This window comes from Burkholderia seminalis DSM 23518, from assembly GCF_902832885.1.
In the GTDB taxonomy this organism is placed as follows: Bacteria; Pseudomonadota; Gammaproteobacteria; order Burkholderiales; family Burkholderiaceae; genus Burkholderia; species Burkholderia seminalis.
Map to the genome: position 1 here is coordinate 210,760 of NZ_CADFDK010000011.1, position 5,355 is coordinate 216,114.

Annotated in this window: 6 protein-coding genes and 2 rRNA genes (1 of these 8 only partly in view); 6 read left to right on the top strand and 2 right to left on the bottom strand. The window is 59.5% G+C overall.

Annotated features, from left to right (window positions below; genetic code table 11):
* The 5 genes from HWX00_RS28125 to HWX00_RS28145 form a co-directional block, all read left to right on the top strand.
* Positions 1 to 1,383: ribosomal RNA gene (locus HWX00_RS28125) — 23S ribosomal RNA — on the top strand; it begins 1,495 nt to the left of the window's first position.
* Positions 1,384 to 1,540: 157 nt separating this feature from the next.
* Positions 1,541 to 1,653 (top strand): 5S ribosomal RNA (gene rrf / locus HWX00_RS28130).
* 240 nt (positions 1,654 to 1,893) lie between these two features.
* On the top strand, positions 1,894 to 2,298 hold the full coding sequence (gene cueR / locus HWX00_RS28135) for a Cu(I)-responsive transcriptional regulator (RefSeq protein ID WP_034191148.1): 405 nt from the start codon (positions 1,894 to 1,896) through the stop codon (positions 2,296 to 2,298).
* A gap of 215 nt (positions 2,299 to 2,513) precedes the next feature.
* A complete protein-coding gene (locus tag HWX00_RS28140; protein ID WP_006478295.1) occupies positions 2,514 to 2,660 on the top strand; it encodes a DUF3563 family protein in 147 nt (48 codons plus the stop codon).
* 114 nt (positions 2,661 to 2,774) lie between these two features.
* Complete coding sequence (locus tag HWX00_RS28145) at positions 2,775 to 3,143, top strand: hypothetical protein (protein ID WP_049032286.1); 369 nt, start codon at positions 2,775 to 2,777, stop codon at positions 3,141 to 3,143.
* A 15-nt stretch (positions 3,144 to 3,158) separates the two neighbouring features.
* Here HWX00_RS28145 and HWX00_RS28150 read toward each other — a convergent pair whose 3' ends face one another.
* Entirely contained in the window at positions 3,159 to 4,004 is an 846-nt protein-coding gene (locus HWX00_RS28150) for a 23S rRNA (adenine(2030)-N(6))-methyltransferase RlmJ (protein ID WP_034191150.1), read from the bottom strand.
* 111 nt (positions 4,005 to 4,115) lie between these two features.
* Positions 4,116 to 5,087: a potassium channel beta subunit family protein gene (locus HWX00_RS28155; RefSeq protein WP_175029396.1), complete on the bottom strand. Its 972-nt coding sequence runs from the start codon at positions 5,085 to 5,087 to the stop codon at positions 4,116 to 4,118.
* Positions 5,088 to 5,251: 164 nt separating this feature from the next.
* On the opposite strand from HWX00_RS28155, the gene HWX00_RS28160 reads away from it, so the two are divergent.
* Positions 5,252 to 5,355: SDR family NAD(P)-dependent oxidoreductase (locus tag HWX00_RS28160; protein ID WP_143066288.1), on the top strand; the 104-nt coding region annotated here is incomplete at its 3' end.

A 5,355-nucleotide genomic window follows, 5' to 3' on the forward strand; every position in this document is an offset into this window, starting at 1 on the left:
AATTCAAGGGTGTGGCGCGAGCTCCTTAGGGAGCGAAGCAATTGGAAGTGGTTCCAAGAAAAGCCTCTAAGCTTCAGTCTAACGATGACCGTACCGCAAACCGACACAGGTGGGCGAGATGAGTATTCTAAGGCGCTTGAGAGAACTCGGGAGAAGGAACTCGGCAAATTGGTACCGTAACTTCGGGATAAGGTACGCCCTTGTAGCTTGACTGGCCTGCGCCAGGAGGGTGAAGGGGTTGCAATAAACTGGTGGCTGCGACTGTTTAATAAAAACACAGCACTCTGCAAACACGAAAGTGGACGTATAGGGTGTGACGCCTGCCCGGTGCCGGAAGATTAAATGATGGGGTGCAAGCTCTTGATTGAAGTCCCGGTAAACGGCGGCCGTAACTATAACGGTCCTAAGGTAGCGAAATTCCTTGTCGGGTAAGTTCCGACCTGCACGAATGGCGTAACGATGGCCACACTGTCTCCTCCCGAGACTCAGCGAAGTTGAAGTGTTTGTGATGATGCAATCTACCCGCGGCTAGACGGAAAGACCCCATGAACCTTTACTGTAGCTTTGCATTGGACTTTGAACCGATCTGTGTAGGATAGGTGGGAGGCTATGAAACCGGAACGCTAGTTTCGGTGGAGCCGTCCTTGAAATACCACCCTGGTTTGTTTGAGGTTCTAACCTTGGCCCGTGATCCGGGTCGGGGACAGTGCATGGTAGGCAGTTTGACTGGGGCGGTCTCCTCCCAAAGCGTAACGGAGGAGTACGAAGGTACGCTAGGTACGGTCGGAAATCGTGCTGATAGTGCAATGGCATAAGCGTGCTTAACTGCGAGACCGACAAGTCGAGCAGGTGCGAAAGCAGGTCATAGTGATCCGGTGGTTCTGTATGGAAGGGCCATCGCTCAACGGATAAAAGGTACTCTGGGGATAACAGGCTGATACCGCCCAAGAGTTCATATCGACGGCGGTGTTTGGCACCTCGATGTCGGCTCATCTCATCCTGGGGCTGTAGCCGGTCCCAAGGGTATGGCTGTTCGCCATTTAAAGAGGTACGTGAGCTGGGTTTAAAACGTCGTGAGACAGTTTGGTCCCTATCTGCCGTGGGCGTTGGATATTTGAAGGGGGCTGCTCCTAGTACGAGAGGACCGGAGTGGACGAACCTCTGGTGTACCGGTTGTCACGCCAGTGGCATCGCCGGGTAGCTATGTTCGGAAGAGATAACCGCTGAAAGCATCTAAGCGGGAAACTCGCCTTAAGATGAGATATCCCTGGGGACTAGATCCCCTTGAAGGGTCGTTCGAGACCAGGACGTTGATAGGTCAGGTGTGTAAGCGCAGTAATGCGTTCAGCTAACTGATACTAATTGCCCGTAAGGCTTGATCCTATAACAAGTCTGCCTTGTAGATCGGCGCCGTGTGAAAGCACTGGCTGCAAGATCCAAAGCGACATGTTGGATTCTCGTGTGTGATACACACAACTCAAAATTACTGCTTCTTCCCAGATTGGTTCTGTTGGCCACGCCAGCAGAACAACCCTCTTTGCCTGATGACCATAGCGAGTCGGTCCCACCCCTTCCCATCCCGAACAGGACCGTGAAACGACTCTACGCCGATGATAGTGCGGATTCCCGTGTGAAAGTAGGTAATCGTCAGGCTCCCTAAGCCAAGAACCCCCGCCCGACCAGGCGGGGGTTTTTGCATTTCGGCGGCGGAAATGCGCGTCGACGCAGAAAACTCATCGCGTCCCGTCACTGCTCGCCAGATCCACCGCTATCCAGCTGCCAGCGCCCGATCGCAGAACGAAACTGCGTGATTTGATACGATCGACATGTCGTCAACGATTGCATTCGTCGACGTTCACGGTCGAAACCGGGGCTTGATGGAGAGGGCAGGGAATGAATATCGGCGATGCGTCACGCGAATCCGGAGTCAGCGCAAAGATGATCCGGTACTACGAACAGGTTGGCCTCCTTGCACCGAGCAAGCGTACCGACGCCGGCTACCGGATTTACGGTGCGGACGAAATCCATATCCTGCGATTCATCCGTCAGGCCCGGCGGCTTGGCTTTCTCGTCGAGGACATCCGCAAACTGCTGATGCTCTGGCAGGATCGCTCCCGTGCGAGTGCCGAAGTGAAGTCGATTGCCCTTGAGCACGTGGCCGAGCTCGACAAACGTATCGCGGAGCTGAGCGACATGCGCAACACGCTGGCCGATCTGGCCGCGCACTGCCATGGTGACGGTCGGCCGGAATGCCCGATTTTGGCGCGCCTTGCCGACCCGGTCGGTGAACCAAATTAGTGCGCGCACTCGAGTCGCAAAACGCGCCCGAATTCAATATCTATAAAAATCAATGGTTTAGGTTTGTTTTGCGATCAGCCATTCCGATTTGGAATGGTCTCCATGCAAGTATTTCACTGGCATCTTGGTGCGGCATCGCTATAATTCGGGATAACCCTATACGGGAAATCCCTGAATCTCGATTCACCAGGGGTCCCTCTTCCTTGGAGAATGTCATGATCGCCTACATCGTCGAAAAGCTGAGCAACTGGTTCGAATCCGCAGAACGTGAGCGCCGTGAGGCTTACCTCGCCACGTCGTCGGACATCGTCCAGCTCGAGAGCCGTATCCGCTCGCTCGAAACCAACGGCTACTCGCTGTAATCGGAGTTACCGTCAGGTGCCGTGTGGCACCGAACGATTAGCAAGCCCCGTATTGACGGGGCTTTGTTTTTTTGTGCACCGGATCTGGCGAAATCGTCAGTGCAGCGCTATGGTATGGGCCTGCTTTTCATCCTGAAGGACACGATCATGCGTTTGCGTCTCGATGTGCGTCGCAGTGCTCGCGCGCGTCTCGTTCTGGGCGCGGCGGTGCTTGTCCATGGCCTTGCAGCCAGTGCCGCAACGTCGTCCAAACCGCTGGTTCTCGATACGCAACGCGGTATCCAGGACGGCAAGGGCGGATTGGTCTTGCAGACAGCACCGCTGTCTGCGGAGCCGATCGTCGAGCCGGCGGGCATGCGCGCCCCGGCCGGGCAGGCGCCGAACACGTCGGTTCCGCTGTTCGTCGCGCCTTATATCAACGTTCCCACGTGGGGCGGGCAGCCAGTCAATCAGCCGCGGCTTGCGCCGAGGCCGCAGCCGTAACGGCCGGTCGCCGGATCAGTTGCCGCGGTGCTCGATCTGACAGCGGGCGCCGCTATCCTGTCCCAGCTTCTCGACCAGATAGGGCAGGGTTTCTTTCATGCTCTGCGCGAGCGTGTACGGCGGATTCAGGATGAACATCCCGCTGCCGTAGAGGCCCAGGCCGTCCGTCGGCGGATTCGATACCGTCAGCGTCAGGTGCAACCAGTTGTTCGGCTGCAGGCGCTTCAACTGCTCGGGAAAGCGCTGCGACTCCAGCCGCGTGACCTGCGGGTACCAGATCGCATAGCAGCCCGTCGCGAATCGCTTCAGGCATTCCGTCACGCAACTCACCGTGCGTGCGTAGTCCTTTTTGTCCTCGTAGGACGGGTCGATCAGCACGAGTGCGCGTCGCGGCGGCGGCGGCAGCAGCGCCTTGATCCCTTCGAAGCCGTCGCCGGCGAAGATCATCGCGCGTCGCCCCGCGTCGCGGAAATTGTGGCGCAGCACGTCGATTTCGGTCGTGTGCATTTCGAACAGGCGCATGCGGTCCTGTTCGCGCATCGATCGCCAGGCGATGTACGGCGAACCGGGATAGAAGCGCAGTTCGCCATCGTCGTTCAGCGCGCGGACTTCGTCGACATACTCGCCCAGCGCTTCCGGCAGGTTCTTTTCGTCCCACAGCCGGCCGATGCCGGTGTCGAATTCCGACGTTTTTGCCGCATAGCCGTCGCGCAACGAGTACACGCCGGCACCCGCATGTGTGTCGATGTACCAGTACGACTTGTCCTTCTTGTTCAGGTAGCGCAGCAGCTGGACGACGACGGCGTGCTTGAGCACGTCCGCGTGGTTGCCTGCGTGAAAACCGTGACGATAACTGAGCATGGCGAGCTGCCTGAAACGAAAGGTGAATCGATGAAAGCGGTCGATCGCGCGCGGCCGTCGGGCCGGGCGCCGATGCGGCCGCGTATTGTACGCGAGTGGCCGTGCATCGCCTTATTCATATGCGTCGCCGACCACCTCCTCGATGCGTTGCTTCACGTCCGGCGTCAGCTTCGCCGCAACGTCGAGCGCGCGCATGTTGTCGCCGATCTGCTCGATCCGCGACGCGCCCGTGATGACCGAACTGACGTGCGGATTCGCGAGTGCCCACGCGATCGCGAGCTGGCCCGTGCTGCAGCCGAGCTCGGCCGCGATTCCGCCGAGCCGCTCGACGATATCGTTGGCAGCCTGATCGGTCAGGCGGTCACGCATCCAGTCGTAACCCTGCAACTGCGCGCGGCTGCCGGGCGGCACGCCGTTGCGGTACTTGCCGGTGAGCAGGCCCGACGCCAGCGGGCTCCAGGTCGTGAGGCCGAGACCGTAATCCTCGTAGAGCCGCGCATATTCGTGCTCGACCCGCGTGCGGTGGAACAGGTTGTACTGCGGCTGTTCGACGACGGGCTTGCGCAGGTGATGCCGTTCGGCGATCTCGCATGCGGCACGGATTTCGTCGGCGCTCCATTCCGACGTGCCCCAGTACAGCGCCTTGCCGCGCACGATCATGTCGCTCATTGCCCAGACGGTTTCCTCGATCGGCGTGTTCGGATCGGGGCGATGGCAATAGACGAGATCGACATAGTCGAGCTGGAGCCGGCGCAGCGAGCCGTCGATGGCGTTCAACAGGTATTTCCGGTTCAGCGTGTGATACTGGTTCGGCGCCTCGGCGAGCCCCCAGAAGAACTTCGTCGACACGATATAGCTGACGCGCGGCCAGTCGAGCGACTTGAGCGCGTGGCCCATGATCTCCTCGGATTTGCCGCCGGCGTAGACCTCGGCGTTGTCGAAGAAATTGACGCCCGCGTCGCGTGCCGCGGCGAGGCATTCGCGCGCGACCCGCTGGTCGACCTGGTTGCCGTACGTGACCCAGGAGCCGAGCGAAAGCGCGCTGATCTGCAGGCCGGAGCGGCCTAGCCGTCGATAGTGCATGTGAATCTCCCGCGTGACGGAACCGACCTTAAGCTTAGACGTTTTGCGCGCGAACGGCGGGGCCGATCGTGCACAATGACGGCTGGCCCGCCGCGTCGCACCGGCGACGAATGCCGAAGGGGCGGGCGCGTACTTTTTCGATCCGATAACGGGAGGAGACGGACATGGCAGCAGATCTGAATGGCAAGACCGCAGTCGTCACGGGCGCCGCGAGCGGCATCGGCAAGGAAATCGCCCTCGAGCTCGCCAAGGCGGGCGCGGCCGTCGC

What these genes read in the sequence shown, in the direction of transcription:
- HWX00_RS28145 (WP_049032286.1), top strand. Translation starts at nt 2,775, where the DNA reads ATGGGCCTGCTTTTCATCCTGAAGGACACGATCATGCGTTTGCGTCTC.
- HWX00_RS28140 (WP_006478295.1), top strand. Translation starts at nt 2,514, where the DNA reads ATGATCGCCTACATCGTCGAAAAGCTGAGCAACTGGTTCGAATCCGCA.
- HWX00_RS28150 (WP_034191150.1), bottom strand. Translation starts at nt 4,004, where the DNA reads ATGCTCAGTTATCGTCACGGTTTTCACGCAGGCAACCACGCGGACGTG.
- cueR (WP_034191148.1), top strand. Translation starts at nt 1,894, where the DNA reads ATGAATATCGGCGATGCGTCACGCGAATCCGGAGTCAGCGCAAAGATG.
- HWX00_RS28155 (WP_175029396.1), bottom strand. Translation starts at nt 5,087, where the DNA reads ATGCACTATCGACGGCTAGGCCGCTCCGGCCTGCAGATCAGCGCGCTT.